The following is a 24,342-nucleotide window of genomic DNA, read 5'->3' on the forward strand; positions in this document are numbered from 1 at the left end:
TGCCTATCGTCCGGTTTCACTGGACATGTTGACGCCTGACCGGACATTTATCCGGATATGGCGATATGGAGGAGACGTTTTGACGGAAATCGATGAGAAGGATCGCCTTCTGCTGGCAGCGCTCAGGCAGGATTCGCGCCAGAGCCTGGTGGCGCTGGCCCGCCACAGCGGCCTGTCGCGCAGCGCGGCCCATGACCGGCTGCGGCGGCTGGAATCGAAGGGCGTGATTGCCGGCTACACCATCCGCCTCGGCATCGAAGACCAGAGCCCGACGGTCAAATCGCTGATCGCCATCACCTTCCAGCCCGGCAAGAACTGCGACCACATCGTGCCGCATCTCTCCGCCATGCCGCCCATCGTCACCTGCTGGTCGCTCGCCGGCGCCACCGACCTGATGGTGCTGGTCGAATGCGCCTCCAACGGCGATCTCGACACCATCCGCCGGCAGATATCGATCATCCCGGGCGTCGCGACGGTGCAGACGCACGTGGCGCTGAGGACGCATTTCAACCGGCGGGACTAGAGAAACGAAATGCGTCGCCGGCGCGCTTGCACCGGCGACGCGATTTGCCTGCGGCTTGACGTTCAGACCGGCCGGCTGATCTCGTCGAGGTACCAGTTGATGTAGCGCAGCTCGTTCTGCTCCATCGGCGCAATCGGCCCGGGCACGAAATAGTGCGAGCGCACGCCGCGCGACGTGTGCTCGATGATCGCCTTGTCCTCGTCGGTCGTCACCTTCCAAAGCCAGGTGAGCTTTTCCAGATCGTAGTCGCGCCCCTCCTCGGCCCTTCCGTCGACGAGCCAGATCAGCTCCATCTCCGAGGTTTCGGCCGTCTTCGGAATGAAGCGGTAGATCATGCCGTGGTCCGGATAGCAGACGAGGAAGGTGGTGCCGCCCAGATGGATCGAGGTGACGCCGCCGTCGAAATCGGTGAAGCGGCCCATCAGCGTGCTCAGCGCCTGCCCGTCCTTGCTGCCGGTCTGGACGCCATCATAGAGCGCGTAGCGGAAGGCATGGATGGTCTCCTTGCCGCCGGTGGAATTCTGCCAGTGATTGCCGGACGCGACCTCGATGCCGAGCGCGCAGGTGCGCGCCTCCATCCTGGCGTTCAGCTCCTCGATCATGTGCAGCGGCTGTTCCAGCGCATGGGTTTCGGAATATTCCGGATGCGCCGGGCCGCAATGGTAGCACTCGACGTAATTCTCGACCGCAAGCTTCCAGTTGGCGTCAACCGAATAGGACTGACGATGGGCGATCTTCGCCGAGCCCCAGCCATATTGGCCGCAGGTCGCGTGCAGCAGCCGCTCGACCTCGGAGAAATCGAGCGGATCGGCGGCAAAGGAGATGAAGATCAGCCCCTCGACGACACGCACGTTGAGTTTCTTCAGCCCGTGGTCCTCGCGCTTGAAGTCCTTGGGCATCAGCCTTGCTGCCTTCAACGCGCCGTCATTGCCATAGGTCCAGGCGTGGTAGGGACAGACGAAGGCGCGGGCATTGCCCTTGTCCTTGGTGCAGACCTCGGCGCCGCGGTGACGGCAGACGTTCAGCATCGCGTGGATCTCGCCGCTCGCCGTCCGGGTGACGATCACCTGCTCGGACGCCATGCGGAAGACCTCGAAATCATTGGCGTTCGGGATCGCGCTTTCGTGCGCCACGCAATGCCAGTGACGCCGGAACACCCGCTCCAGGTCCCGCTCATAGATTTCCGGGTCGAGATAGAAGGCACGCGCAAGCCCATGGCCGGGACGATGGGCGGCGACCAGCTGATCGATGCGGTCGCCCGCAACTGTCGTATCCTTAAGCTCCGATGCGAGCATGGATTGAACTCCAGAAAGAAGACCGGAAACCCGCGATCCGGCACGCGTATGCTTTCTATGTGGCCCACCAGCCGCGCGGTGATGGGCTGTCCTCAGGCATCGAGCGCACTGCTAGACACCAACCCAGAGCGCCTGCCCTACATCCGCACCCGCTCCGACCGCGGGTCGTACATCGGCTTTAGCGACGCCTCGGCCTTCACCCGCGTTCCGGCAATCTCGATCTCGAAGTTCGAGCCGAGCACGTCGTCTGCGCTCTCGCCTTCCGACGGCACGTAGCCAAGCCCGATGGCGCCGCCGAGATGGTGGCCGTAATTGCCTGACGTGATGGTGCCGACGATCTTGCCGTCGCGCACGATCGCCTCGTTGTGGAAGAGCAGCGGCTCGGGTTCCGCAAGCCGGAACTGCACCAGCCGGCGCGAGAGCCCGCGATTGTGCTTGGCAAGCACCGCCTCGCGGCCGATGAAATCGCCCTTGTCGGCCTTGACCGCGAAGCCGAGCCCGGCTTCCAGCACGTGGTCCTCGTCGGTGATGTCATGGCCGAAATGGCGGAAGGCCTTTTCGATGCGGCAGCTGTCGAGCGTGTGGATGCCACAGAGCTTCAGGCCCAGCCCCTCGCCGGCTTCTTCCAATGCCTCGAACACATGCGCCGTCTGGTCGGTCGGGACATAAAGCTCCCAGCCGAGTTCGCCGACATAGGTGACGCGGTGGGCCCGGGCGAGCCCCATGCCGACCTCGATCTCGCGCGCCGTGCCGAACGGGTGGGCGGCATTCGAGAAATCGTTGGGGCTGACCTTCCGCATAAGGTCTCGCGCCTTCGGTCCCATGACGCAGAGCACGCTTTCTCCCGCACCGACGTCGGTGATGACGACGAACTCGTCGCGCACATGCTTGCGCAGCCATGCAAGGTCGCGCTGCAGCGTCGCGCCGGGCACCACCAGCAGGAAGGCGGTTTCCGAAAGCCGCGTCACCGTCAGGTCGCTCTCGATGCCGCCGCGGGCGTTCAGCATCTGGGTGTAGACGATGCGGCCGGGCTCGACGTTCATCTCGTTGGCGCAAAGCCGCTGCAGGAAGGAAAGCGCGTCACGCCCCTCCACCCGGATCTTGCCGAAGGAGGTCATGTCGAACAGGCCGACGCCGTTGCGCACGGCCAGATGCTCGTCCCTCTGGTTCTCGAACCAGTTCTGCCGCTTCCAGGAATAGCGGTACTCGCGCTCCTGGCCTTCTCTCGCAAACCAGTTGGCACGCTCCCAGCCGGCGACCTCGCCGAAGACGGCACCACGGGCCTTCAGGTGCTCATGCAGCGGCGAGCGGCGCACGCCGCGCGCCGTCGCCATCTGGCGATAGGGGAAGTGGTCGGCATAGAGCAGGCCGAGCGTTTCGGAGACGCGATCCTTGAGGTACGCGCGGTTCTTCTGGAACGGCTGCGCCCGGCGGATATCCACCTCCCAGAGATCGAAGGGCGGCTCGCCGTCGTTCATCCATTGGGCGAGCGCCATGCCCGCGCCGCCGGACGAAACGATGCCGATCGAGTTGTAGCCGGCCGCCACCCAGTAGCCCTTCACTTCAGGGGCTTCGCCGAGATAGTAACGGTCGTCAGGTGTAAAACTTTCCGGGCCGTTGAAGAAGGTATGAATGCCCGCGGTTTCCAGCATCGGCATGCGGTTGACCGCCATCTCCAGGATCGGCGCGAAATGGTCGAAATCGTCGGGCAGCTGGTCGAAACAGAAATCCTCGCGGATGCCCTCCATGCCCCAGGGCTTGGCCTTGAGCTCGAAGGCGCCGATCAGCATCTTGCCGGCATCTTCCTTGTAGTAGGTGCACTCGTCGGGTACGCGCAGCACCGGCAGGCGCTTCAGCTCCGGGATCGCCTCGGTGACGATGTAGAAATGCTCGCAGGCATGCAGCGGCACGGTGACGCCCGATTGCCGCGCGAACTCCCTGCCCCACATGCCGGCGCAGTTGACCACATGGTCGGTCTCGATCGTGTAGGTCTCGCCGTTCTGCTCACAGGTCACGCCCGTCACCCGGCCGTCCTTCTTCAGGACCGACGTGACCTTGACGCCTTCGAGGATCGTCGCGCCGTTCTGGCGTGCGCCCTTGGCGAGCGCCATGGCGATGTTGGCGGGGTCGCACTGGCCGTCGAGCGGCAGATGCACCGCCGCCTTCACATCCGAGGTGTTGAGGTGCGGATACATCGCCTTGACCTCGTCGGGCGTGATCTCGCGCACGTCGACATTGAAGGCGCGCGCCAGCGACGCCTGGCGATAGATTTCCTCCTTGCGCTCCTCGGTCAGCGCCACGGTGATCGAGCCGTTCTGGCGCATCCCGGTGGAAATGCCGGTCTCGGCCTCAAGCTTGACGTAGAGGTCGGCGGAATATTTCGCGAGCCGCGTCATGTTCTGCGAGGCGCGCAGCTGGCCGATGAGGCCCGCCGCATGCCAGGTGGTACCGGAGGTCAGCTGCTTGCGCTCAAGCAGCACCACATCGGTCCAGCCGAGCTTGGCGAGGTGATAGGCGACGGAACAGCCGGAGACGCCGCCACCGATGATGACCGCACGGGCTTTCGAGGGAATGGGCTTCGTCATGCGCGCAGTCTTTCATTGGAGGGATCCCAGAGCGGCTGGTCCGCCTCGACCGTCGCCTTGAAGCGGTCGCCGAAAATCTCGACCTCGATTTCCTTGCCCGGCACGGCGAGATCGGCCCTAAGCATGCCGAGCGCGATCGACTTACCGACGCGGTGGCCCCAATTGCCCGACGTCGTTTCGCCGACCACCTCTCCGCCCGACCAGAGCGTCGACATGTAGGGCGCGTCGCAACCGTCGGCGGCGACCGTCAGCGTGACGAAGCGCTTGGAAACGCCCTGTTGCTTCTCCCGCTCCAGTGCCGCCTTGCCCTTGAAGCAAGGCTTGCCCCAATCGACGAAGCGCTCAAGCCCGCCCTGAAGGATGGTGTAGTCGGTCGAAAGATCGCCCTTCCAGGCGCGATAGCCCTTCTCGATGCGCAGGCTGTCGAGCGCCTCCATGCCGAAGGGTTTGAGCCCATGCTTCTGACCTGCCGCCCAGACGGCGTCGAATATGACGGCGGTATCCTCGACCTTGGTGTGGATCTCCCAGCCGAGTTCTCCGGCGAAGGAGACGCGCACGAGCTGGCAGTAGCGCCCGGCGATCTCAGTCGTCTGATGGGTAAGCCAGCCCTTGGCGAGATCCGCTTCGCTGACCTCGCCAAGGATCGCGCGTGATTTCGGACCGGTGAGGATCTGGCAGGAGAAGGAGGTGGTCACGTCGTCGATGGTGAAGGCGGCGTTCTCGGGCCGATGCTTGCGTAGCCATTCAAGATCATGCCACTGCGCCGTTGCCGCGGTGATCAGGAAGAAGAAATCCTCGTCCAGCATCATGACCGACATTTCGGTGACGATGCGGCCCTTGTCGTCGGCGAAATAGGCAAGGCCGATACGGCCCGGCTTCGGCACGCGGCCGGTGATCAGGCCCGACAGCCATTCGGTGGCGCCCTTGCCCTTCACCCGGAAGCGCGAGAAGCCCGGCAGGTCGAGAATGCCGGCAGCGTCGCGAACGGCGAGACACTCCTCCTTGATACGCTCCGCCCACGGTCCTTCGCGGCCCCAGGTCTGCGTCGCCTCTTCGGACGTGTCGTCGCCCGGTTTGGCGTACCACATGGCGCGCTCCCAGCCGTTATAGGGCTTGAACTGGGCACCGAGCGCGGCGATCCGGTCGTGGATCGGCGACAGCTTGCGGTCGCGCCCGGCCGGCCAGTAATGCTTGGGAAAATGCATCGCATATTCGTGGCCGTAGATCTCCATGCCCTTGGCGATGCAATAGTCCTGGTCGGTATAGTCGGTGTAGCGGCGCGGATCGCAGGACCACATGTCCCACTCGGTCTGGCCCTCGGTGATCCATTCGGCGAGCACCTTGCCGGCGCCACCCGCCTGACAGATGCCGAAGGTGAAGACGCAGGCCTCGAAGGCGTTCGGCACGCCCGGCATCGGGCCGATCAGCGGGTTGCCGTCGGGCGCATAGGGGATCGGGCCGTTGATGATCCGCGACAGCCCGGCCGTTCCGAGGATCGGCACGCGCTCAACCGCATCGTTCAGGTACCATTCCAGCCGGTCGAGATCGTCGGGGAAGAGCTGGAAGGAGAAATCCTCCGGCATCGGATCGTCGGGTGTGACCCAATGGGCGCGACAGTTGCGCTCGTAGGGGCCGAGGTTCATGCCGTTCTTTTCCTGGCGGAGATAATAGGAGCTGTCGACGTCGCGCAGCAGCGGCAGCTTGTGGCCCGCCTCCTTCGACCAGGCGGCAAGCTCCGGGATTTCGTCAAACAGGATGTACTGATGACTCATCACCATCATCGGCACATCGCGGCCGAACATCTTGCCGACCTCGCGGGCGTAGTAGCCGGCAGCGTTGACGACATATTCGCAGCGGATCTCGCCCTGCGGCGTCGAGATCACCCATTCGTCGTTTTCGCGGCGGGCCGCCGTGACGGGACAGAAACGGATGATCTTGGCGCCCATGTCGCGCGCGCCCTTGGCGAGCGCCTGCGTCAGCTGCGCCGGGTCGATGTCGCCATCATAGGGATCGTAGAGCGCGCCGGTCAGCTCATGGGTTTCGAGGAACGGATAGCGGGCGCGCATCTCGTCGGGCGAGAGGATGTCGAGATCCATGCCCTGATAACGGCCCATGCCGACGACGCGCTTGAACTCCTGCAGCCGCTCCTTCGAATGGCCGAGCCGGATGGAGCCGGTGACGTGGTAGTTCATCGGGTAATCGACGAGCGCGCCGAGATCGCGATAGAGCGAGGCCGAATAGCGCTGCATGTTCATGATCGACCAGGAAGACGAAAATGTCGGCACGTTGCCGGCCGCATGCCAGGTCGAGCCGGCCGTCAGCTCGTTCTTTTCCAGAAGCACGCAATCGGTCCAGCCGGCCTTGGCGAGATGGTAGAGCGAGGAAGCACCGATCGCTCCCCCACCGATGATCACGACCCGTGCGTGCGACGGCAAATTCGACATCAACTGTTCCCTCGTTTTGGCGAATTCTTGCCGGGGAAGCCGGGCGCCATCAAGCGACGGAAACACGCTTTATTGATCGATGATTTCGATTAGATTGAAGCGACACCAACGGGAGCGCACGGCATGCAGGTGGAACTGATTGAAACCTTCCTGGACCTGATGGAGAGCCGCTCCTTCAACCGCACCGCCGAGCGGCTGAACCTCACCCAGTCGACCGTCTCGCATCGGGTGAAGGCACTGGAAGCGCAGTTCAACCGCAAGCTCTTTACCCGCAACAAGGGCGGCACCGTGCCGACGGCCGCCGGCCTGCGTTTTCTCGATTACGCGAAAGCCCTGCAAAACCAATGGCATGAGGCCACGCGCGCGGTCACCAATGCCGGCGCGCTAGAGCGCTCCATGCGGCTTGGTGTCCAGCATGATCTGGCGGAAGCCCTTGCCGGGGAATGGATGGCGGCGATCCGCCGGGAGATGCCCGGCATCGAGATCTACATGGAGGCGGACTACTCCAACCAGATGAACCGCGATCTCGGCGCCGGCGACCTTGACCTCGCGATCCTCTACACGCCCCATTACCTGCCCGATCTCTATTACGAACGGATCGGCGATCTGCATTACGTCATGGTGAGCACGGAGGCGCGGACGCTCGCCGAGATCCGCTCCGAAAGCTATATCCGTTCGAGCTATTCGCCGGGCTTCGATCGCGCCCACCGGCTGGCGCTGCCGCATCTCTCCGCAGCGCTGCTTGCCGCCGGGCAGAACATGGCGATCACCCGGCTGTTGTCCACACTCGGCGGTGCGGCCTATGTGACGGCAGCGACGGCCGAGCAACTGGCGGGCGATGGATTTGCCGCGCGAGTTGAGGATGCGCCCGTCATTGCGCAGACCGTCTATGCCGCCACCAGCCTGCGCACCCGCCACGCCCACCAGCACCGCAAGATCATTGCCGCCATGGCCGATCTGCTCGCAACGCTGCCAGTGCCGACTTCGGAAACGGGTTAGGCCATGCGGTTTTGAATGAGCCGCTGCAGAAACATCAGGATCGAAACGATCGCGAGGTAGTAGACCAGCGCTGCCGAATACCACTCGACGAAGCGGAAGCTCGACGCGATCGCGTCGTTGACCACCGCCATGATCTCGCGCATCGAAATCACATAGGCAAGCGAGGTCAGCTTGATCAGGTTGATGAACTCGTTGACCAGCACCGGCATTACGATCCGGAGCGCCTGCGGCAAGACCACCAGGAAGAAGGTCTGCCAGCGGTTGAGTCCAAGCGCGCGGGCGGCGTCCGTCTGCCCCTGGCCGATCGCCGCAAGCGCGCCGCGCATCGCTTCGGCCATGTAGGCGGCCGTCACCAGCGTGAAGGCGATGAAGGCGGCGACGAAGGGCGTGTACCAGGGCGCGCGCGTCAGGCCCGGAAAGAGCTGCGGCGCGCCGTTCCAGACAATCAGGAGGACGAGGATCAGCGGTGACGAGCGAAACAGCCAGACATAGAGCTGCGCTGCCGTGCGCCTGACCGTCGCCATCGAGTTGAGTGCAACGGCAAGCGGCAGGCAGAGCAGAAACGACGCCGCCTGCACCAGGATCGACAGCAGGATGGCGATGCCCGCCCCCTGCAGCATGACGGGCATGGTCATGGCATCGAAAAACAGTTTTGTATCGAAGTTCATGCCCCGCCTCCTTCAGATCAGGAGTCGTAGTCGACGTCGAAGAGCGCCGGATCGAGCCCGTATTTCCTGGCGAGATCACCGAAGAAGCCCTTCTCCTTGAGCGCCTTCAGCCCTGCCTTTACCGCGGCTGCATCGCCACCGTCGCGGCGACTGTAGATGCCGTACTTGAAGTCGGAGGCCCAGATATAGGGAAGCACAAGCGCGCCGTCGGAACGCGACGCGCGATAGGCGCCCTCCGCCTCTTCCGTCACGGTCGCATCGACGCGGCCGACGAGCACCTGCTGGTAGGCCGCCTGCTGGGTCGGGTATTCCTGCACCTCGACCGGCGGCAAGCCCTTGGCGGCGAGCGCCTCGTTTAATGGCCCGATCCGCTCTTCCTTGTAGTAGGCACCGGCTTCGAGCGCGATCACCTTGCCGCTCAGGTCCTGCGGCACCTTGATCGTATCGCTGCCCGCCTTGGTGACCATCGCCGTCGCCGACTTCATGTAGGGCACGCCGTCATAGGTCTCGCGCCGCTTGGCGTTGATGTAGATGCCGCTGACGATGACGTCGCAGCGCCCGGCCCCGAGCGTCGGCAAGAGACCGGCAAATTCGGTGACGGTGTAGTTCACCTTCGCGTTCCATTGCGCTGCCAGCGCTTCGGCGATCTCGATGTCGATGCCGGTCGGCGCGGCATCGGCCGGATGCTCCTTGAAGGAAAGCGGCGGAAAGGCCGCGGTGGTGCAGACGCCGACCTCGCCATCGGCGGCAAAAGCCGGCGGCTCGGCCTGTGCGACGCCGGCAGAAAGCGCGACGGTTGCAAGAAGGGTTGCGCAGGATGCCAGTCTGATCATCTTCATTCCCCTCATTGTGCTGGTGAAACGCGGCCGACGATGTCGCCGTAGGTCTGGCTGTCGAAGGCCGGAAGGATAAGCGGATCCACAAAGCCGTCGCGCCGCGCCGTCAGCACGTATTGCATCATCGACGCATTGTCCGGCATCTCGAAAACCTGGACGAAGTCGTAGGCTCCGAGCGTGGCATAGAAGGCAACCGAGCGGCCGCCGAGTGCGGCGACCCGATCCTCGCTCACCTTGCGCCGGGCACCGCTGTCGGAGAGCTCGGCCAGTCCCCTGGAGGTCAGTCGCATCAGCGAGATATATCTTTGCATGGGGCATCATTCCGTTGAAACGGTTGGCAAAAACGTTTTGACGATGTGAAGTTGGTGGCGCGCTTAGCGCGCGGCTCTCGCAAGACCCGCAATGACCGCATCGCTGGTCGAGACCGTGCCGAAAATGCCGTTCTCGATCGAGATCATGTTGATGGCCGCCTCATGTGCCCACTGCTCGCCGCTGGCGCAGCAGTCCGAAATCGTCAGGCACTGGAAATTGCGGTCGCAGGCTTCGCGCAGCGTCGTATGCACGCAGACATCCGTGGTGCAGCCGGTAAAGAGCATGTGGGTGATGCCCTGAGATCTCAGCACGTGCTCGAGATCCGTGTAGGTGAAGGAGCTGTTGCAGGTCTTGTCGACGATGACGTCGGTGTCAGTGACATCGAGTTCGGGCAAGAGCTGGAACCCGGGGCTCGAGCGCAACAGCACCTGCGTGTTTTCAAGGCCCGAACGCTTGCGGCGCCATTTCTCGTAAGGGGTCATGTCGGCGAGATCGGCGCGGTAGCCCTGGCGCGTGTGGATGATCAGGCAGCCGGCTTGACGTGCCGCCGCAATCACCCGGTTGACCGCAGGCACGATGGCCGCGAGCGGCGCCGGATCGTAGCCCATCGAGGCGAAGTAGCCGTTGGGCGAGCAGAAGTCGATCTGCAGATCGATCACCATCAGCGCCGTCTGCGCCGGAACCAGCTTTCCATCATAAGGAAAATCAAACGGTTGTGCCTCGATCATCATCGTTCTCCCTCTCTCCGCACAGAGTCATAGGAGCAAAAATCGATTGGGAATAGCGATTTTTTATGCTTGATATTGTGCAGTTTGGCTAAACGATTTAACGCCATAAAGGCGCGATCAAAGCAGGAGGGCTCACGTGAAGGCGTTGCATTTCCTGCCCTACATCCGGGCGTTCGAGGCGGTCGCGCGCATCGGTTCCGTGCGCCAGGCGGCGGACGAACTGGGCCTCAGCCCCGGCGCCGTGTCGCTGCAATTGCGCCGGCTCTCGGAAACGACCGGGCTGACGCTGCTTGAGAAATCCGGGCGCAACATCAAGCTCACGGCCGCCGGCCGCGAGTTCGCGCAGACGGTCTCCCACGCGATCGGCAATCTTGCCGCAGCCGTCGAGGACGGCACCGACCGAAGGCTCGAAAGCCACCAGCGCAAGCTGACGGTCGGCCTGCCGCCGGCGCTGGCGATTGCCTGGATGGCCGGCCTCCTCGTACAGTTCGCGGGTGCGCGCGGCGTCACCGATCTTTCGATGCGCAATTGCATCCGCGCCAGCGACGTGGTCTGGGACGATGTCGACCTCGCCGTCGTCTACGACAACCCGCCCTTCGATGGCCTGTGGTGGCAAGCGGTCAGCGACGTCAAACTGCGCACGGTCTGTTCGCCGCTGCTCTTCCCCAGGCTCGAAGGACCGTTGCGCGAGCGGAAGCTGCGCGACGTCACGCTGCTGCATGAGGATGACGGCCGGGAATGGACGCGCTGGTCGGCCGCCTCGCGCATCTCGCTTGAAGGCAGCCGCAGCGTGCGCGTGCAATCGGTCGCGATCGCCGTCGCCTCGGCGCTACAGGGCCAGGGCATTGCCCTCGTCTCCGACGTGCTGACGCGCTCCTATCTCTATGAGGGGCGCCTGATCCAGCCTTTCCCGACGGCGATACCGGCGTCGGCCGGCTACTACCTGCTCTGCCCTACGGAAAAGGCCGAGGAGCCGCTGATTCAGGCCTTCGCCAACCAGATCGCCGCGCACTTGCGCGGCGAGCGGTCCGGCGACAAGCAGGCCTAGATCATTTCATCGTTTCCTTGAAACGATGAAATGATCTAACTCTCTGAAATTACGCAATTCCGTCTGGAAAACCGTCTCACACTTTTCCTGGAATTGCTCTAGTAGCGCCCCTTGAGCATCGTCTTCAGCCGCTCGGCATCCGCTTCGGTCACCCCGGGCGGTGCCATCACCTGCATCCACGCGTCGATATAGTGTTCCGGCGCGTAGACATGGCCGTAGCCGATCGGCGAGGTGGTCGCGAGCGCCATGTCGGCAAGCAGCTGGAACATGGTGACAACTGGGAACCAGCGAAGCGCCGGCGAGACGTCCGCTCCGCGCGGCGCCTTCATCCAGTCCGGTTCGCGGTAGAAGGAATGGGGATCGAAGAAGGTGATCGGGTCACTGGCATATTGCAGGTAGACGATGCGGACATTGCCCCAGGTCGCGCCCGGGATGTTCAGCGCATTTTCCTGGTTGGTGAAACGGATCACCGAGCCGTCGCGATAAAGCGGCCGCCATTCCGGCGAGCCGGGATTGCGGTTTCGCGTGATCTGCAGCCAGGTCTTCGTCGGGAACGGCGAGCCGACCCAGAGCGCGCCCTGGAACGGATCGCTGATGATGTCGAAGGGATCGACCGAGCCTTGCGAATTCATCGAGCCGAGGCTCAGACCATAGAGATAGAGCTTCGGCCTTTTGTCCTTCGGCAGCGTCGTCCAGTAGCCGTAGACGGCATCGAACAGCGCATCGGCGGTCTCGGCGCCATATTCCGGCTCGACCAGCAGCGACAGCCAGCTCGTGAGGTAGGAGTACTGCACCGCGACGCTCGCAACGTCGCCCTTCAGCAGATATTCGAGCGAATCGAGGCCCGGCGGATCGATCCAGCCGGTGCCGGTCGGCACGACGATCAGGAGGTTCGAGCGCTCGAAACCGCCGACACGCTTCAGCTCTTCGAGCGCCAGCTTCGCCCGCTCCTTGGCGGTCTCGGCCGAGTTGAGGCCGGCATAGACGCGCAAGGGCTCCTTCGCCTCTCCGCTGAAGAAGGCGCCGATGTCCTTTGCTACGGGCCCCGAGGCGATGAACTGGCGCCCCTGGCGGCCGAGCTCGTCCCACGTCATCAGTGACGCACTGCTGCCGGTCTTCATCGGGTCGGTCGGAGGTGCCACATCCGGGTCGATCAGCGCGTCGAGACGCTGGAAAGAACTGTCGGCCGCATGCAGCGCATAGCGGAAGATGACGCCATCGACCGCGGACCAGAAGAGCCCGACGGCGGCCGCCACGGCCGCGACCTTCGCCAAGGGCCGTGTCAGCACATGTTCGAAGCGCCGGGCAAGGAAGCGAAAGGTCAGCCGGAACAGCCGCGCAAGCAGCACGATGACGACGAAGACGAGCGCCGCGATCAGGCCGAGCTTGAACGGGTCGGCGCTTTCGACCGGGTGCATGCCCATGATCTCGCGCACGGTGTTCTGCCAATAGGCGGTGCGCCAAAGGAAGGTGAGCGCAACCGCGATGCAGCCGAACGCCGCCACCATCTTCACGACGAAACCGGTGCGGCCGCGGATCTCCGGCAGGTCGAGCAAGGACCATAGCCAGCGCATGAGCACGCCGATCGCATAGCCGGCGGAAAGCGACAGGCCGGAGATTACCGCCTGCACCACATAGGGCCGCGGGATCAGGCTCGGCGTCAGCGACATGGCAAAGAAGAACACGCCGACGATCAGGCCCGTGGTCGAAAACGAAGCCAGAAGCGCGGAAACGAAACGCGGCACCGGCAGTCTCGACAGTCGCGTCCGTTGAAGATTTTCCATGGCCGGTCCCACCTCATGCAGTCCTGTCGCCGGAACGGTCGGAGGCCGCCCGGGCCAACCCTCGAGCCTGCGGCTTATCAGCCGGCCGAGGGTCGCTTTATCACGTTGAATTGCTGCACATTTATCCCCCAATCGGCGACGATTTGACGAAACATGCAGCAGGCGTTGGCTGCAATGTCGCCTTCCCCTCGCGCCCAGTCAATTGCCGCAACCGCAAGACGCGTGGTTCCTGACGTTTGAGCGAAATGCTCGCCCTCAAACGCGGGTCACCTCGACCGGCGCCTTGATGATGATTTCGCGGTGCGGGAACGGGATCGAAACGCCCGCCGCCTTGAACGCATCCCAGAGTGCCATCAACACCTGGCCGCGAATGTTGGTGAGCCCGTTGCTCGGATCGGAGATCCAGAACCTCAGCTTGAAGTCGAGTGACGATGCGCCGAAGCCGGTCATCCAGCAGACCGGCTGGGCATAGCTGCTCGCGACCCGCGGCAGCGATGCGGCGGTCTCGATGGCGATGCGCGCCACCTCGTGCGGGTCACTGTCATAGGAGGTGCCGAAATCGATCTCGATGCGGACGAAATCGCTGGAGAACGACCAGTTCACCACCTGCTGCGAAATGAAGTCCTCGTTCGGAATGAGGTACTCCTTGCCGTCCCGGGTGATGACGGAAACGAAACGGGAGCGCAGGTCGCGCACGGACCCGAAGGTATCGCCGAGCGTGATCGTGTCGCCCGGCTTGATCGACTTGTCGAGCAGGATGATGATGCCGGAGATGAAGTTGGAAACCACCTTCTGCAGACCAAAACCGATACCAACGCCGACCGCCCCGGAAAAGACCGTCAGCGCCGTCAGGTCGATGCCGGTGGCCGACAGTGCGATTGCGCCGGCAAAGCCGATTAGCGCGATCTTGACCAGCTTGCTGATCAGCACCTTGAAGGAGGGCGTTAGGTCTGCTGACCGCTGGATCCAGTGCGACTAGACATTGCCGATCAAAACCGCAAGCCAGATCAGCGCGGACGAAAGCACGATGGCTTTGAGGACAAGCAGCAGCGACAGGCGAACCGCGCCAAGGCTAATCGCAACGCCGTCGAGCGTCGTCAGGATCACCCGGTCGAGCCCGACCGCATAGAGCGCAAAATAGATCCAGCCGACGACGGCGGTGACGCGCGCCAGCATCTGGTTGCGGATGATGCGTGTGAGCACCGAGATGACGAACCACGCCGCCGTCAGCGTCAGCGCGGTCGCCACCAGCCAGCGATAGGACGGCCATCCGAAGCGCAGGATCATCCCGTCGGCGATCCAGAGCCAGACGATCAGAAACAGCCACCGCAGCCGCCGCATGAAGGCGATGATGACGCGCAGCAGATCCGGATTGCCCTTGATCGTGCGGGCCCGGGCTTCGACCCGCGGCTCTATCCGCTTCGCCAGTGTACCACAGACCAGGTAGCCGACGGCGATGATGGCGAGCTGGTAATAGGTCCATGCGTTCAAAAAGACCGTCTGCAGCCACGAAGCGGCGGCATCGACCGCTGTTGCGAAATCCATCGTCTCTCTCCGAGAGATCGAGGCGCCCGCCGAGCGTTTGGGACGCCCTCATAACTCGAATCTAGGGCACCCCTGATGGTTTCAAAGCCGATCGACGATTATCGAAGCGCTTCGGAGGCTTAATGGAGGGGCTGAGCGCTAGATCCGCCGCTCCTTGATGGTGTTCATCACGAAGCTCGTCTCGATCGAGGCGACGCATTTGAGCCTTGCGATTTTCTCCTTGATGAAGCGCTCGTACTGATCGAGGCCGGCACTCATCACCTTCAGCACGTAGTCGCGCGAGCCGGTCACCAGATGGCATTCGAGCACTTCGTCCCAGCCGCGCACCGCCTCTTCGAACATGACGATCTCGTCCTCGTGCTGGCGGCTGAGCGTGACGGTCGCAATCGCCGTCATCGTCCAGCCGTCGACCGCGGGGTCGACCAGCGCCGTATAGCCGCGGATGACACCGGTCTCTTCCAGCCGCCGCAGCCGGCGCAGACAAGGCGACGCCGAGAGCCCCACCCGCTCGGCGAGCTCGTTGTTGGTCAGCCGGGCATCCGCCACCAGCTCCTTCAAAATCCTGCGATCCGTCTCGTCGGCAATTTTCTGCGCCATATCTTTCCAACTCAGCCAAATCTTTGCGCAACTCAAAGACATCGAGCCGGAAATAGCAAGGATCGGCCCAAGCATCTGATATAATTTGCCTGTCAGTCGAGTCCGCTTCGCTTGAGGAGACAAGCCATGACCGCACCGCATCCCTCCAAAACCCACATCGGAAACCACAAGCTGCATCCCGAAACGCAGATGCTGAACTATGGCTACGATCCGGAACTGTCGGAGGGCGCGGTCAAGCCGCCGGTCTTTCTGACCTCCACCTTCGTCTTCCGCTCCGCCGAAGAAGGCCGCGACTTCTTCGACTTCGTCTCCGGTCGCAAGGAACCACCGGCAGGCGTCGGCGCCGGCCTCGTCTATTCGCGCTTCAACCACCCGAACAGCGAGATCGTCGAGGACCGTCTCGCCGTCTACGAGCGCACCGAAAGCTGCGCGCTGTTTTCCTCCGGCATGTCGGCGATCGCGACAACGCTGCTCGCCTTCGTCAAGCCCGGTGACGCGGTGCTGCACAGCCAGCCGCTCTATGGCGGCACCGAGACATTGCTTGCCCGCACCTTTCTCAATCTCGGCGTCGCGGCCGTCGGATTTGCCGATGGCGTCAACGAAGCGGCCGTATCAGCCGCCGCCGAAGAGGCGATGGCCAAGGGCCGGGTCTCGGTGATCCTGGTCGAGACGCCGGCGAACCCGACCAATAGCCTCGTCGACGTCGCCATGATCCGCCGCGTTGCCGATGCGATCGGCCGGAAGCAGGGCCACACCCCTGTGGTCGCCTGCGACAACACGCTGCTCGGTCCGGTCTTCCAGCGGCCGATCGAGCACGGCGCGGACATCTCGCTCTATTCGCTGACCAAATATGTCGGCGGCCATTCCGACCTCATCGCCGGCGCGGCGCTCGGTTCCAAGGCGGTGATGAAGCAGGTCAAAGCGCTGCGCGGCGCGATCGGCACCCAACTCGATCCGCACTCCTGCTGGATGCTCGGCCGTTCGCTGGAAACGCTGTCTGTGCGCATGCAGAAGGCGGACGACAACGCCCGCATCGTCGCCGAATTCCTGCGCGACCACCCGAAGGTCGAGCGCATCCACTACCTGCCCTTCCACGGCGAGGACACACCGGTCGGCCGCACCTTCAAGGCGCAGTGCACCGGCGCCGGCTCGACCTTCTCCTTCGACATCGCGGGCGGCCAGGAGGCGGCCTTCCGCTTCCTCAACGCGCTGCAGATCTTCAAGCTCGCCGTCAGCCTCGGCGGCACGGAATCGCTCGCCAGCCACCCGGCGGCCATGACCCATTCCGGCGTGCCGATCGAGGTGCGCCACCGCATCGGCGTGCTGGAATCAACCATCCGCCTGTCGATCGGCATCGAGCATCCCGACGACCTCGTCGCGGATCTCTCAAACGCGTTGTCGCTTGCCTGATGCAAGAGGCCGCCTGTCTTGCCGGCGGCCTCTTCGCTGATTTCAGATGGCGCAATTCCGGACGGAAAACCGCTGCGCACTTTTCCTGGAATTAGTGCGTCAGGATGTTGACGATATTGCCGAATGGGTCGCGCATGTAGAAACGGCGCACGCCCCAGGGCTCGTTGGTGATGTCGTAGACGATCTCGACGCCGGCTGCCTTGGCGCGCTGATAGGCGCGGTCGACGTCGTCGACCTCGATCGAAAGCACCGGCACCGGCGTATCGTTGCCGCCCTCGCTGGCAATGCTCACCTGCGGCAACGCGGCCTTGCCCTCGGCGGCAAAGGTCAGGATCCAGCCATGGTCCATCACCACGTCCAGTTCCAAAAGGTCGCCGTAGAAGGCGCGCGCCACCTGCGGGTCCGGGGCGTAGAGGTTTGAGACGATACGCTTGACGGTCATGGATTTCCTCCTCGGTGAGCCGCAGCGCGGCCACATCGGCGCTCAATGGTTGTTTGGCTCCTGGCACTGCATCCTATACTGCCCGCCGATGGCAGCCGTTTGAAGCGGAAGTTGCAGCGCGTCAGGATCCCTTCCCGTCCGCGCCGGCAAGCGCGACCCGCACCAGCGTCGCTGCAGCCTTGCCCGCCATCTCCATGTAGCTCGCGTCACGATGCAGCAGCACCACGGCGAAACTGCCGTCGAGCAACAGCAGGATCTGCTTCGCCAGCATGGCCGGCTCGGCAGTGCCGGCTTCGGTAAAGGTCTCGGCCATCCACGCCTCGAACTTCTTCTTGTGGGCCGCACCGATGCGGATCGCCGGATGTCCCGGCATGTTGGCTAGCTCGGCCGAGGTGCGCAGGAAGCCGCAACCCTTCCACTTCGGATGGCGCGCCGCCCGCGCCAGATTGACGAAGATCGCCTCGACCTTGTCGGCAATGTCCCCGTCGCCCGCGTCGAACCACTTGCGGAAGAGTTTCAGATTGGGCTGGTCGCGGCCTTCGAGATAGGCGGCGATCAGCGCGTCCTTGCTGTCGAAATGATAGTAGAGCGTGCGTTTGGTCACGCCCGCGGCTTCCGCCACCGCATCGACGCTGACTGCGCGGATGCCCTCGGCATAAAACAGCTTTTCCGCCGCTGCGACGATCAAGTCCCGGGCCGATTTCTCTGCTTTCGCCATCTCTCAAGTATACCGACTAGTGAATATACATGGCATCTTCCCTCACCTAGCCTCTCCCCGTCAACACCTGCCGGAGAGCAACCATGTCGAACACCGTGCTGCTGCAGATTTCCGAGGGCATCGCCCTCCTCACTCTCAACCGCCCAGAGAAACTCAACGCGCTGAACTACGAGCTGATCGACCGGCTCATGAGCCTTCTTGACCAGATCGAGGTGAACCACGCCGTCAGCGCGGTGATCATCACCGGCGCCGGCGAGCGCGCCTTTTCCGCCGGTGGCGATATTCATGAGTTCTCGGAAAGCGTGGCCAAGGGCGTGAACCTGGCCGTGCGCGATTTCGTCCGTCGCGGCCAGGGCCTGACGGCGCGGCTCGAAGCCTTTCCGAAGCCGGTCATCGCTGCCGTCAACGGGCTTGCCTATGGCGGCGGCTGCGAGATCACCGAGGCCGTGCATCTGGCGATTGCCAGCGACCAGGCGCGCTTTGCCAAGCCGGAGATCAAGCTCGGCATGCCGCCGACCTTCGGCGGCACCCAGCGGCTGCCGCGGCTCGCCGGCCGCAAGCGCGCGCTGGAACTGCTTTTGACCGGCGACGATTTCCCGGCCGATCGCGCGCTGGAGTTGGGGCTCGTCAACCGCGTCGTCCCGCATGACGAACTGATCGCGTCCGCCCGTGACCTGGCAAAGCGCATCATGGCGCACTCGCCTCTCGCCGTCCGCTCGATCATCACTGCTGTCACCCGCGGCCTCAACATGTCGATCGCCGAGGGATTGCAGGTCGAGAGCGAGCAGTTTGCCCAGATGGTGCCGACCGACGACCTTGCCGATGCGCTCGCCGCCTGGAAGGGACGGCGCGTCCACGACGACCCGCCGCGGCCCGGTCTTTTTTCGCGATATTTTTAAATTCAACCGAACGGTTGACAATTAGGCCAATCCAGACGACATTCAACGATATGGTTGAATATCAGAACGCACATCTCGATGCCGTGTTTCACGCGCTTTCGGACCCGACGCGGCGCGCCATGCTCCAGGACCTTTCGCAGGGCGAAAGACTGGTGGGCGAGCTTGCGGCGCCGTTCTCGATCTCGCTGGCCGCGGCATCGAAACACATCAAGGTGCTGGAAGGAGCAGGTCTGGTGCGCCGCGAAGTGAAAGGTCGCACGCATGTGTGCCGGCTCGATGCCGGGCCGATGCATGCAGGCATGGAGTGGATGCGCCACTACGAAACCTTCTGGCGCACCCGCATCGACGTACTCGAGGCGCTGCTTCTCGCCGAAGACGCCACCAACCAAACTGATTCGGAGGATAAGCCATGACTTCGTCTGCCACAGCCTTTGCCGGCGCCGATTACGGCCGTGTCGTCGCACCGGACGCGGTGCGCATCGAGCGCCTGCTTCCCGGCCCGATCGAGCGGGTCTGGTCCTATCTGACGGAGGAGAGCAAGCGCCGGCTCTGGATGGCGTCCGGAACGATCGGGTCGAAGGAAGGGGCCGAGGTCGAGCACGTCTTCCGCCACTCGGAACTGACAGCGGAAGACGATCGGCCACCGCAGAAATATGCCGAGCACGCCGGCGAGGTGCGCAATTACGGTCACGTGCTCGCCTGGGAGCCGCCGCGGCTGCTGGCCTACACCTGGAACGAAGAAACCGGCACGCCCTCGGAGGTCCGCTTCGAACTCAGCCCCCGCGGCGACAAGGTGCTGCTCGTCGTCACCCACAAGCGCATCGCCGACCGCGCCATCATGACCAGCTTCTCCGCCGGCTGGCACGTGCATCTCGACATTCTGCGTGCGCTGCTGGAAGGCGAAAAGCCGGCGGCCTTCTGGAGCAAGTTTGCCGACCTTGAAGCGCAGTATGACGCGCGTATTCCCAAGCCCTGACGGCGGGATGGGCTCAGAGGTCAAGACGCGTGCAGGCGCCGGCAAGGATCCACTTGCCGGCGCTTTTCGTCAGGCGCGGGCGAAACCGACAATGAAGAACGCCAGCGCGCCGATCGACGCGAAGGTGCGCACGTGGTTCCACCAGACCCAATCGGTCAGATAGCGCTCATGCCAGAGATCGGTCGCCGCCTGACCGGGGGCTGCCGCGGCGAGCGCGTCGTTCATCGGCACGTTGAAGACGATGGTCACCAGCAGCACGCCGACGACATAGGCGACACCGCCGGCGGCAAGCCACCACCGGCCCTCACCGCCCGAGAGGAAGGCGACGACGATGAGCGCCAGGGCGAGCAACGCCGTGCCCATGAAGGCGCTGAGGAAGATCGGGTTCTGGATCACGACGTTGATCGCATTCATCGCAGCGATCCCCTGCTCCGGCGGCAGCCGCGACAGGGCCTGCATGATGCAGACCGAGAAGATGAAGAACAGCCCGGCCATCAGGCCGGAACCGATCGCGGCGGCAAACGCCAGAGCGGGGATCAGGGGGATCATGCGGCAAGACTCCAAACACCAGTTGCTGCGGTTTCCCGAGCGTAGGCTGCAAAGTCACGCGGACGCCGCCCAAGCACATGCTCGACATCGGACGTCAGGTTTGAATTGCGCCCGTCGAGCACCGAGGTGAAGAGATAGCGGATGAGCTCGACATAGTCATCAGGCACGCCGTCGGCCTGCAAGTGTGCAGCGAAGTCGGCAACCGGTATAGCCTGATAGGAGATCGGGCGGTTGGCAGCCGCGGCGATTTCGGCCACGGCGTCGGCAAAGGTCATCAGCCGCGGGCCGGTCAGCGAATAGACCTTGCCGACATGGCGGTCGTCGAGAAGCGCTTCGACAGCGACGTCGGCAATGTCGTCGCAGCTGATGAAAGGCTCGGTCACCGTGTCCACGGGCAGGAAGACGGAACCGCTCAAGACACCCTCGGCGAGGAACCCTTCGTCGAAGTTTTCGAAGAACCAGCTGCCCCGGATTACCGTCCAGTCGGCGCCGGAGGCCTGCAGCGCGCGCTCGGCCGCTTCCGCCTCGTCCTCGCCGCGCCCCGACAGCAGCACCAGCCGCTTGACGCCGGCGCTGACGGCAAGGCTCGAGAACTTGGCGATCACCTCGACGGAGCCCGGTACCGCCAGATCCGGCTGGAAGCAGACATAGATGCGATCGACGTTTTCAAGGACCGGCGCCCAGGTCACCTCATCCGTCCAATCGAACGAAGGCGACGCCGAACGGGCACCGATGCGGACCGCTATGCCCCGCTCCCGAAGGCGCTCGGCCACCCGCCGCCCCGTCTTGCCGGTACCGCCCAAAACCAGTGTGATTTTCTGAGACATCGTTTCCTCCTGAGGTTCCACCAAAAAATATGAGTATCTCTCACATTTGCAAATGTGATAAATCCTCGTATTTTAGGAGTCAAGTCAAAATGTGAGCATTACTCATGATTCCAGATGCAAGCCCCGCCACGCTTCCCGCCGACGACGAGCCCGCACTGCGCCGGACACCGAGCCAGAAGCGCAGTCGCGAGCGCGTCGAGCAGATCCTCGCCTGCGCGACGGCGCTCATCCAGGAAAAGGGCAGCGACGCCATGCGCATGAGCGAAGTCGCTGAGAAGGCTGGGATTTCGATCGGCTCGCTGTACCAGTACTTCCCCGACAAGGCGGCAATCGTGCGCACGCTCGCCGAGCGCTACAATGCGGTCTGCAACGAGTGTATCGCGGCCGAACTGGCCAAGGTGACCTCGATCGCCGAGCTGCGCGACGCCTTCTCGCTCTTGTTCGACATCTATTACGAGATGTTCCTCGCCGAGCCGGTCATGCGCGACATCTGGTCGGCGATGCAGGCCGACAAGGCGCTGCGCGAAATCGACCTTGCGCAAAGCCGCGCCGGCGGAAAGCTGCTTGCCGATGTCTGGGCCCGGCTTGTGCCGGCGACGCCGCGCGAGGAAATCGACAGCGCCGCCTTCCTGATCATGCATCTCGGCGACTGCACCATGCGGCTTGCGGTCTCGGTCGAGCGCGCCGAGGGCGACCAGATCGTCGAGGCCTACAAACGCATGACCATCAAGGATTTTGTCGCGGATGGACCGCGCGGCGGCGCGCACTCAATTGACAACTCCATGACACAATCCTAATCATCTGGGATCGATTGGTTCCCGGGACGCGAACGTGTTTCGGGAGTAAACGGGAATGTGACGGATGGACCCAATCTGGGCATTCAAATCACGGCCGACCCCGCGACTGTAGAGCGACGTCGATCCACCGTTCCGGAGCGATCCGGAAGAAGCCACTGGCAAGACCGCGAGAGGGCGGCCGAGCTGGGAAGGCGAGGCAGATCGAGGGCATCGAGCCCAACGCCGTGAGCCAGGAAACCTGCCACTCGATGCGGGCATAGGGCCCAACCGGGAATTTCCCGATGCCATCACGGAGGTTGTCATGGCTACGTCTACCATTTCGAGCACCCCGCTCTCCCTCAGCGATCGTCTGACCGCTGGCGTCATCGCGCTCTTCATCGGCGCATTCCTCGTCTTCGGCGCCGGCCTTGCCAACTCGGCCGTGCTGCACGACACGGCGCACGACACCCGCCACTCCTACGGCTTCCCCTGCCACTGACCGATGCCTCGGAACGTGAACAACGTTCCGCATCGAACAATCTGCGGACCTGAACGCATCCGGCACGAGCCGGATGTCGGTTTGTGTGCATTCCGGTTTTTCCGGCGTGCGAAAGCCATCCGCAGCACAGGCAAAATGGGAAGGCTCAAGGACCACGCCGCAGCGCGTGGCTTTTGTCGTTATCGAGGGATTTCAAGATGATTGTCAGAACGCTTCTGGCCGCGATCGTGGCTGGATTGATTGCCGGTGTCTTCATGACCGGCGCCCAGGAATTGCGCGTCACGCCGCTGATCCTGCATGCGGAAGAATTCGAAGGCGAGGCTCCGGCCCCCACCGAACAGCCCGCCGCCCAGCCGGGTGCGGCACAGCCTGCCGCGGAAAACCACGACCAGCATTCGTCGCTCAAAGCCGTGTCGCCGCTCGGCGCCTTGCTCGACGCGCTGTCGCCGATCACGCCCGCCTATGCCCATGAGGGCGAGCACGAGGACGGCGGCATCATGTTCGGCATGAGCCGCTTCTCCGGCACGCTGATCGCGAACCTCGTCACCGGTTCCGGCTTCGGCCTGCTGCTCGCCGGCGTCAGCCTGGTGATCGGCTACCCGATCACGCTTCGGAACGGCGCGCTCTGGGGCGCCTGCGGCTGGCTTGCCGTGCACATGTTGCCGGCGATCGGCCTGCCGCCGGAACTGCCTGGCTTTCCGGCCGCCGAACTGGGCGACCGCCAGACCTGGTGGCTCGCAACGGTGGCGCTTTCGGCCGTCGGCCTTTATCTCGTCGTCCTGCGCGAGGAGATCGTCTCCAAGGTCGCGGGTCTCGTGCTGATCGCAGCGCCCCATGTCTATGGTGCGCCGCAGCCGCTCGACATCACCAGCAACGTTCCGGCCGTGCTCGGCGCAGAGTTTGCGGTTGCCGCACTCGCCACCACGCTCGCCTTCTGGATCGTGCTCGGCGTCGTCTCCGGCTTCATCAACGAGCGCTTCGTCAAAGCATAGTGATCGCCGATCACGGATTGTCAGCAAACCGACGGCGGGGTTCAGGCCCCGCCGTTTTGCATGAGATGCGCCGCCAGCCGCGCACGGCGATCTTCCGGCTCCAGCAGGACGCAGGTGTCGCAGAAGCTGCCGCCCTCCGTCTTGAAATACAGACAGCAGCCGCAGCGGATCCGATACTGGCGCGAAATGTGTTCACCACTTGCCGGATCGACGGCCGCAATCTGCTCGTAGCAAAGCTCATCAGAATAGAGCCGCGAGCCCGGCCGCTTGACGATTGCCAGCGCCTCGGCCATGCCGCGCGCCTCATCCCCGATCGCACGGCCGATTTCGAGGAACGCGCCAGCCAGGGCATCCGCCGCGAGCCGCCACTGCGCCCCGCTCGAGAGGCCCGTCCGTGCCTTCAGGACAGCAATGACGGGCGTCAGATGAGCGATGAAGCCCTGTTCGAAAACGCTGACGTCCTCCTCCCGACCCTTGCGCTCCGTCGCCGGCGGCTGGAGGCAAAAACGATAGCGTTTGCCCGCGACTTCGGCACCACGGTGAAGCCGTGCCCAATCCTCGAAACGAATCCCGGCGACCTCCAGCTGCAGCCCGGCACCGAGATGGAACGCGCCAAGGACCACGCTCAGCTGACGGCTATAGAAGGCGATCAGATGCGCCGCACGGATCCGGTCGGTCATGCCGACCCCGAAGAAATCCTGATAGGCGAGCCCCGCCTCAAGGCCAGCGCTGCCCGCAGCCCAGAAGTCGTCCGGCGCGCTGAATTCGCTCGCCGCCGACCCGAGCGAGACGGCAGCCTCCGGAAACTGGGCACGCAGATGGTCCGCGACGGCCAGCGCCTGCTGCGCAAAGGGGGCCGCGATCTCCGCTGTCGGCCGGTGGTCGTTCAA

Annotated in this window: 24 protein-coding genes, 1 pseudogene and 1 riboswitch; of the genes and pseudogenes, 10 read left to right on the plus strand and 15 right to left on the minus strand. The window is 63.8% G+C overall.

The annotated features are described in order from the left end of the window. Positions 1–79: 79 nt before the first annotated feature. Positions 80–523 carry an Lrp/AsnC family transcriptional regulator gene (locus IB267_RS06180; RefSeq protein ID WP_226020607.1) on the plus strand — a complete coding sequence of 148 codons (444 nt, stop codon included), beginning with the start codon at positions 80–82 and terminating at the stop codon, positions 521–523. A gap of 62 nt (positions 524–585) precedes the next feature. Here the strand turns inward: IB267_RS06180 and IB267_RS06185 are convergent, their stop codons facing one another. The 3 genes from IB267_RS06185 to IB267_RS06195 all read right to left on the minus strand — a co-directional run bounded on the left by IB267_RS06185 (position 586) and on the right by IB267_RS06195 (position 6,847). Next, on the minus strand, positions 586–1,818 hold the full coding sequence (locus IB267_RS06185; RefSeq protein ID WP_192446838.1) for an aromatic ring-hydroxylating dioxygenase subunit alpha: 1,233 nt from the start codon (positions 1,816–1,818) through the stop codon (positions 586–588). A 137-nt stretch (positions 1,819–1,955) separates the two neighbouring features. After that, positions 1,956–4,403, minus strand: coding sequence for an FAD-dependent oxidoreductase (locus IB267_RS06190; RefSeq protein WP_192446839.1), 2,448 nt, complete (start codon positions 4,401–4,403; stop codon positions 1,956–1,958). Further along, a complete protein-coding gene (locus IB267_RS06195; RefSeq protein WP_192446840.1) occupies positions 4,400–6,847 on the minus strand; it encodes an FAD-dependent oxidoreductase in 2,448 nt (815 codons plus the stop codon). Before IB267_RS06195 ends, IB267_RS06190 begins: the two co-directional genes overlap by 4 nt. 123 nt (positions 6,848–6,970) lie before the next feature. Between IB267_RS06195 and IB267_RS06200 the strand changes: the two genes are divergently transcribed. Further along, positions 6,971–7,846 (plus strand): LysR family transcriptional regulator, encoded by an 876-nt coding sequence (locus tag IB267_RS06200; protein ID WP_192446841.1) that lies wholly within the window; start codon positions 6,971–6,973, stop codon positions 7,844–7,846. Here IB267_RS06200 and IB267_RS06205 read toward each other — a convergent pair. The 4 genes from IB267_RS06205 to IB267_RS06220 form a co-directional block, all read right to left on the minus strand. Further along, positions 7,843–8,514, minus strand: coding sequence for an amino acid ABC transporter permease (locus IB267_RS06205; RefSeq protein WP_246810553.1), 672 nt, complete (start codon positions 8,512–8,514; stop codon positions 7,843–7,845). The genes IB267_RS06200 and IB267_RS06205 overlap by 4 nt on opposite strands. Positions 8,515–8,531: 17 nt before the next feature. Continuing rightward, positions 8,532–9,347, minus strand: coding sequence for a transporter substrate-binding domain-containing protein (locus IB267_RS06210; RefSeq protein WP_192446842.1), 816 nt, complete (start codon positions 9,345–9,347; stop codon positions 8,532–8,534). Between the two features lie 11 nt (positions 9,348–9,358). Further along, a complete protein-coding gene (locus IB267_RS06215) occupies positions 9,359–9,661 on the minus strand; it encodes a GYD domain-containing protein (protein WP_192446843.1) in 303 nt (100 codons plus the stop codon). A 63-nt stretch (positions 9,662–9,724) separates the two neighbouring features. Further along, a complete protein-coding gene (locus IB267_RS06220) occupies positions 9,725–10,390 on the minus strand; it encodes a cysteine hydrolase family protein (protein WP_192447202.1) in 666 nt (221 codons plus the stop codon). A gap of 136 nt (positions 10,391–10,526) precedes the next feature. Here IB267_RS06220 and IB267_RS06225 point away from each other — a divergent pair, with 136 nt between their 5' ends. After that, positions 10,527–11,438 carry a LysR substrate-binding domain-containing protein gene (locus tag IB267_RS06225; protein WP_192446844.1) on the plus strand — a complete coding sequence of 304 codons (912 nt, stop codon included), beginning with the start codon at positions 10,527–10,529 and terminating at the stop codon, positions 11,436–11,438. Positions 11,439–11,536: 98 nt separating this feature from the next. On the opposite strand, the gene IB267_RS06230 is transcribed toward IB267_RS06225, so the two are convergent. From IB267_RS06230 to IB267_RS06240, 3 genes and pseudogenes are all read right to left on the minus strand, one after another. Further along, positions 11,537–13,222: an alpha/beta-hydrolase family protein gene (locus IB267_RS06230; RefSeq protein WP_192446845.1), complete on the minus strand. Its 1,686-nt coding sequence runs from the start codon at positions 13,220–13,222 to the stop codon at positions 11,537–11,539. 255 nt (positions 13,223–13,477) lie between these two features. Next, positions 13,478–14,767, minus strand: a pseudogene (locus IB267_RS06235) (mechanosensitive ion channel family protein). A gap of 138 nt (positions 14,768–14,905) precedes the next feature. Beyond that, positions 14,906–15,364, minus strand: coding sequence for an Lrp/AsnC family transcriptional regulator (locus IB267_RS06240; protein WP_043624607.1), 459 nt, complete (start codon positions 15,362–15,364; stop codon positions 14,906–14,908). Between the two features lie 126 nt (positions 15,365–15,490). On the opposite strand from IB267_RS06240, the gene IB267_RS06245 reads away from it, so the two are divergent. Then, positions 15,491–16,774, plus strand: coding sequence for a cystathionine gamma-synthase family protein (locus tag IB267_RS06245; RefSeq protein WP_043624604.1), 1,284 nt, complete (start codon positions 15,491–15,493; stop codon positions 16,772–16,774). 91 nt (positions 16,775–16,865) lie between these two features. Here IB267_RS06245 and IB267_RS06250 read toward each other — a convergent pair whose 3' ends face one another. Then, entirely contained in the window at positions 16,866–17,216 is a 351-nt protein-coding gene (locus IB267_RS06250) for a VOC family protein (RefSeq protein ID WP_192446846.1), read from the minus strand. 121 nt (positions 17,217–17,337) lie between these two features. After that, positions 17,338–17,934, minus strand: coding sequence for a TetR/AcrR family transcriptional regulator (locus IB267_RS06255; protein ID WP_192446847.1), 597 nt, complete (start codon positions 17,932–17,934; stop codon positions 17,338–17,340). Positions 17,935–18,017: 83 nt separating this feature from the next. Between IB267_RS06255 and IB267_RS06260 the strand changes: the two genes are divergently transcribed. From IB267_RS06260 to IB267_RS06270, 3 genes are read left to right on the plus strand one after another with little or no spacing between them, the layout of a single operon-like run. Next, complete coding sequence (locus IB267_RS06260) at positions 18,018–18,833, plus strand: crotonase/enoyl-CoA hydratase family protein (RefSeq protein ID WP_192446848.1); 816 nt, start codon at positions 18,018–18,020, stop codon at positions 18,831–18,833. 50 nt (positions 18,834–18,883) lie between these two features. After that, positions 18,884–19,246: a helix-turn-helix transcriptional regulator gene (locus tag IB267_RS06265; RefSeq protein WP_192446849.1), complete on the plus strand. Its 363-nt coding sequence runs from the start codon at positions 18,884–18,886 to the stop codon at positions 19,244–19,246. Further along, positions 19,243–19,809 carry an SRPBCC family protein gene (locus IB267_RS06270; RefSeq protein WP_192446850.1) on the plus strand — a complete coding sequence of 189 codons (567 nt, stop codon included), beginning with the start codon at positions 19,243–19,245 and terminating at the stop codon, positions 19,807–19,809. Before IB267_RS06265 ends, IB267_RS06270 begins: the two co-directional genes overlap by 4 nt. A 69-nt stretch (positions 19,810–19,878) precedes the next feature. Here IB267_RS06270 and IB267_RS06275 read toward each other — a convergent pair whose 3' ends face one another. Both IB267_RS06275 and IB267_RS06280 read right to left on the minus strand, forming a co-directional pair. Beyond that, positions 19,879–20,358 carry a DUF1772 domain-containing protein gene (locus IB267_RS06275; protein ID WP_192446851.1) on the minus strand — a complete coding sequence of 160 codons (480 nt, stop codon included), beginning with the start codon at positions 20,356–20,358 and terminating at the stop codon, positions 19,879–19,881. After that, on the minus strand, positions 20,355–21,185 hold the full coding sequence (locus IB267_RS06280) for an NAD(P)H-binding protein (RefSeq protein WP_192446852.1): 831 nt from the start codon (positions 21,183–21,185) through the stop codon (positions 20,355–20,357). Before IB267_RS06280 ends, IB267_RS06275 begins: the two co-directional genes overlap by 4 nt. Positions 21,186–21,289: 104 nt before the next feature. On the opposite strand from IB267_RS06280, the gene IB267_RS06285 reads away from it, so the two are divergent. The 3 genes from IB267_RS06285 to IB267_RS06295 all read left to right on the plus strand — a co-directional run bounded on the left by IB267_RS06285 (position 21,290) and on the right by IB267_RS06295 (position 23,452). Further along, positions 21,290–21,982, plus strand: coding sequence for a TetR/AcrR family transcriptional regulator (locus tag IB267_RS06285; protein ID WP_192446853.1), 693 nt, complete (start codon positions 21,290–21,292; stop codon positions 21,980–21,982). Continuing rightward, positions 21,981–22,243, plus strand: a riboswitch (cobalamin riboswitch). Its footprint overlaps the gene before it by 2 nt. A 40-nt stretch (positions 22,244–22,283) precedes the next feature. Beyond that, entirely contained in the window at positions 22,284–22,460 is a 177-nt protein-coding gene (locus tag IB267_RS06290; RefSeq protein WP_034791966.1) for a CbtB-domain containing protein, read from the plus strand. A gap of 197 nt (positions 22,461–22,657) precedes the next feature. Then, positions 22,658–23,452, plus strand: coding sequence for a CbtA family protein (locus IB267_RS06295; protein WP_192446854.1), 795 nt, complete (start codon positions 22,658–22,660; stop codon positions 23,450–23,452). Between the two features lie 41 nt (positions 23,453–23,493). On the opposite strand, the gene IB267_RS06300 is transcribed toward IB267_RS06295, so the two are convergent. After that, complete coding sequence (locus IB267_RS06300; protein ID WP_246810554.1) at positions 23,494–24,342, minus strand: ferric iron reductase; 849 nt, start codon at positions 24,340–24,342, stop codon at positions 23,494–23,496.

Origin of the sequence: Ensifer sp. ENS09 (assembly GCF_014852425.1) — a bacterium.
GTDB lineage: Bacteria > Pseudomonadota > Alphaproteobacteria > Rhizobiales > Rhizobiaceae > Ensifer.

Excerpts from the sequence above, each read along its gene's own strand:
- IB267_RS06185 (WP_192446838.1), bottom strand. The coding sequence starts at position 1,818 with ATGCTCGCATCGGAGCTTAAGGATACGACAGTTGCGGGCGACCGCATC.
- IB267_RS06190 (WP_192446839.1), bottom strand. The coding sequence starts at position 4,403 with ATGACGAAGCCCATTCCCTCGAAAGCCCGTGCGGTCATCATCGGTGGC.
- IB267_RS06195 (WP_192446840.1), bottom strand. The coding sequence starts at position 6,847 with ATGTCGAATTTGCCGTCGCACGCACGGGTCGTGATCATCGGTGGGGGA.
- IB267_RS06200 (WP_192446841.1), top strand. The coding sequence starts at position 6,971 with ATGCAGGTGGAACTGATTGAAACCTTCCTGGACCTGATGGAGAGCCGC.
- IB267_RS06205 (WP_246810553.1), bottom strand. The coding sequence starts at position 8,514 with ATGAACTTCGATACAAAACTGTTTTTCGATGCCATGACCATGCCCGTC.
- IB267_RS06210 (WP_192446842.1), bottom strand. The coding sequence starts at position 9,347 with ATGATCAGACTGGCATCCTGCGCAACCCTTCTTGCAACCGTCGCGCTT.
- IB267_RS06215 (WP_192446843.1), bottom strand. The coding sequence starts at position 9,661 with ATGCAAAGATATATCTCGCTGATGCGACTGACCTCCAGGGGACTGGCC.
- IB267_RS06220 (WP_192447202.1), bottom strand. The coding sequence starts at position 10,390 with ATGATCGAGGCACAACCGTTTGATTTTCCTTATGATGGAAAGCTGGTT.
- IB267_RS06230 (WP_192446845.1), bottom strand. The coding sequence starts at position 13,222 with ATGGAAAATCTTCAACGGACGCGACTGTCGAGACTGCCGGTGCCGCGT.
- IB267_RS06240 (WP_043624607.1), bottom strand. The coding sequence starts at position 15,364 with ATGGCGCAGAAAATTGCCGACGAGACGGATCGCAGGATTTTGAAGGAG.
- IB267_RS06245 (WP_043624604.1), top strand. The coding sequence starts at position 15,491 with ATGACCGCACCGCATCCCTCCAAAACCCACATCGGAAACCACAAGCTG.
- IB267_RS06250 (WP_192446846.1), bottom strand. The coding sequence starts at position 17,216 with ATGACCGTCAAGCGTATCGTCTCAAACCTCTACGCCCCGGACCCGCAG.
- IB267_RS06255 (WP_192446847.1), bottom strand. The coding sequence starts at position 17,934 with ATGGCGAAAGCAGAGAAATCGGCCCGGGACTTGATCGTCGCAGCGGCG.
- IB267_RS06260 (WP_192446848.1), top strand. The coding sequence starts at position 18,018 with ATGTCGAACACCGTGCTGCTGCAGATTTCCGAGGGCATCGCCCTCCTC.
- IB267_RS06265 (WP_192446849.1), top strand. The coding sequence starts at position 18,884 with ATGGTTGAATATCAGAACGCACATCTCGATGCCGTGTTTCACGCGCTT.
- IB267_RS06270 (WP_192446850.1), top strand. The coding sequence starts at position 19,243 with ATGACTTCGTCTGCCACAGCCTTTGCCGGCGCCGATTACGGCCGTGTC.
- IB267_RS06275 (WP_192446851.1), bottom strand. The coding sequence starts at position 20,358 with ATGATCCCCCTGATCCCCGCTCTGGCGTTTGCCGCCGCGATCGGTTCC.
- IB267_RS06280 (WP_192446852.1), bottom strand. The coding sequence starts at position 21,185 with ATGTCTCAGAAAATCACACTGGTTTTGGGCGGTACCGGCAAGACGGGG.
- IB267_RS06285 (WP_192446853.1), top strand. The coding sequence starts at position 21,290 with ATGATTCCAGATGCAAGCCCCGCCACGCTTCCCGCCGACGACGAGCCC.
- IB267_RS06290 (WP_034791966.1), top strand. The coding sequence starts at position 22,284 with ATGGCTACGTCTACCATTTCGAGCACCCCGCTCTCCCTCAGCGATCGT.
- IB267_RS06295 (WP_192446854.1), top strand. The coding sequence starts at position 22,658 with ATGATTGTCAGAACGCTTCTGGCCGCGATCGTGGCTGGATTGATTGCC.